Source organism: Geodermatophilus obscurus (assembly GCF_900143215.1).
Lineage (GTDB): Bacteria > Actinomycetota > Actinomycetes > Mycobacteriales > Geodermatophilaceae > Geodermatophilus > Geodermatophilus obscurus_A.
In genome coordinates this window covers 1-1,969 of record NZ_FRDM01000094.1, presented here as the reverse complement: position 1 = coordinate 1,969, position 1,969 = coordinate 1, and the positions used below count along the sequence as shown (strand labels likewise).

Genomic DNA, 1,969 nt, shown 5'->3' with positions numbered 1-1,969 from the left:
AGCCCGGTGCCGTAGCCGTAGAGCTGCGCGAGGAGGGCGGCGTCGTCGGCCCGGTGGTGGTGCCAGACGATCGCGGCGGGTTCGTAGGCGATCGCGCGGCCGCTGCGCAGGACGCGGACGAACACGTCGATGTCCTCGCCGCCGCGGGTGCGCGCGCCGGCGCCGAGGGCCTCGTCGAAGCCGCCCAGCGCGCGCAGGTGGTCGCGGTCGAAGGCGAAGTTGGCGCCGGTGCCGAAGAGGCCGGGAGCGTACGGGTAGAGGGTCGAACCATCTCGGTCCCCGGCGAGGTCGAACAGCCGCGGCTCCGTGCGGACGGACCAAGCGGCGGCGCGGGCGTCGAAGTAGGCCTCCGCGGAGCTGGTGATGTCCGCGGTGCAGACCAGGCCGGTCACGCAGGCCACGTCGGGGCGGCGCCGGAAGCCTCGCAGAATGCCCTGGACCCAGTCGGGGTCGACGGAGACGTCGTCGTCGGTGAAGAGCACGTAGCGCCCCTGCGCCTCGGCCAGGCCGCGGTTGCGGGCGGCGGAGAGCCCTGGCCGCGACTCCCGGGTGTAGCGGATGCGTGGATCGGCGGCGGCGGCCGCCTCGGCGACGCTGCGGGTGCTGTCGTCGGAGGGGGCGTTGTCGACCACCAGGACCTCGACGTCGCGGTGGGCGAGCTGCTGGAGGCGCTGCAGGCACGTGGCCAGGGCGGCGCTGCGCTCGCGTGTGCAGACGACGACGGTGACGAGGTCATCGGAGTCCACGCGGTTCGGGCACCCCTCCCCGGCCGGCGCCGGCCGCCCCTCGACCTCGATGGCCTCCTGGTCGAGGTGGGTGGTGATCCACGGCGCGAACTCCGCGTGCGCGCGGCGCACCAGGTCCCCGACGTCCAGCCCGGCGCTCGTCAGTGGCAGGCCCAGGTAGCCGAGGGGTTCGCCGTGCAGACGGACGAGTACCCGCGCCTGCTGCTGCCCGGCCGGAGCGCTGACCGCGCGGGGTGGGGCGTCACCCGAGAGCTCGAACTCGCAGCACCACGTCCCGGGTGCCTCGGTGGAGTCGCGCGGGGTCGTGAGCAGGCGCATGGTCGCCCCTCCCTGGTCCTGTCGCACCGGCTGTCGGGAAGAGCGTCGTTGCTCGATGCAACGGTAGGACTCAGGGGTGAGTCGTAAACGCCTGGCCGCACACTGACAGGAAGCTCACACTTCCGCCCCGCCGCACGCTCAGCCCCGGAGGGCGTGGGGCAGCTGCTCGGGGACGTCGAGGGTGGCGGCGTCAGAGTTGCGCCGGAGCACCCAGGAGGCGGGCAACACGAGGCGCGGCGCGACCCCGACGAGGACGGCGACCAGGACGGCGACGCCGGCCAGCGCCTCCCCGGACTCCTCGAGGTAGGTCTCGAGGGCGCTCATGAGCTCGACGTGCACGGTGCCGCCGGCCTTGACGACGGCGATGCCCGCACTGACCAGGCCGACGGCGAGCCACCAGGTGCGGCGTCCCGGTGCGCGAACGGCGCCGGCGACGGCGGCCACGGCGGCCCCGGCGAACAGCGCGGCGACGAAGGTCCGGGGCGCGGACCACGGTGCGTCCATGGACAGGGCCCGTGCGACCGGGCCGGTGGTCCCGTTGAACCGGACGACGTAGCCGACGGTCTCGAGCAGGACCGCGGTCGCGGCGAGGGCGACCCCGACGGGCGGGAGCGGGACACGGCGGCGGGCCGTGCGGACGCGTCCGGTGCGGGGAGCCGTCGCGGTGGCCGGCACGCGCTCATCTGCGACGTCCGCGATCCGGATGCCGCGGCCGATGACCACGGCGACGGCGAAGGCGAGCAGCACCCAGAGGACGAGTCCCCCGACGATCCACATCCACACGCGCCGGTCATCGGCAGATCAGCCGTCGGTTGGAACCGGTCGGTCACACCAGAGGGGAAGGTGGGACGGAGGGGACCTCAGCGTCGGGGTGTGCTGGGTGAGGGGGTGAACCCTACCGGCAG

The 1,969-nt window shown here is 74.3% G+C and carries 2 protein-coding genes; both read right to left on the bottom strand.

Going from position 1 to position 1,969, the window contains the following annotated elements:
• A partial coding sequence (locus BUB17_RS25120; RefSeq protein ID WP_072921576.1) for a glycosyltransferase family 2 protein occupies nt 1–1,064 on the bottom strand: 1,064 nt, incomplete at its 3' end.
• A 138-nt stretch (nt 1,065–1,202) separates the two neighbouring features.
• Nucleotides 1,203–1,841: a hypothetical protein gene (locus tag BUB17_RS25115; protein ID WP_072921578.1), complete on the bottom strand. Its 639-nt coding sequence runs from the start codon at nt 1,839–1,841 to the stop codon at nt 1,203–1,205.
• Nucleotides 1,842–1,969 lie beyond the last annotated feature (128 nt).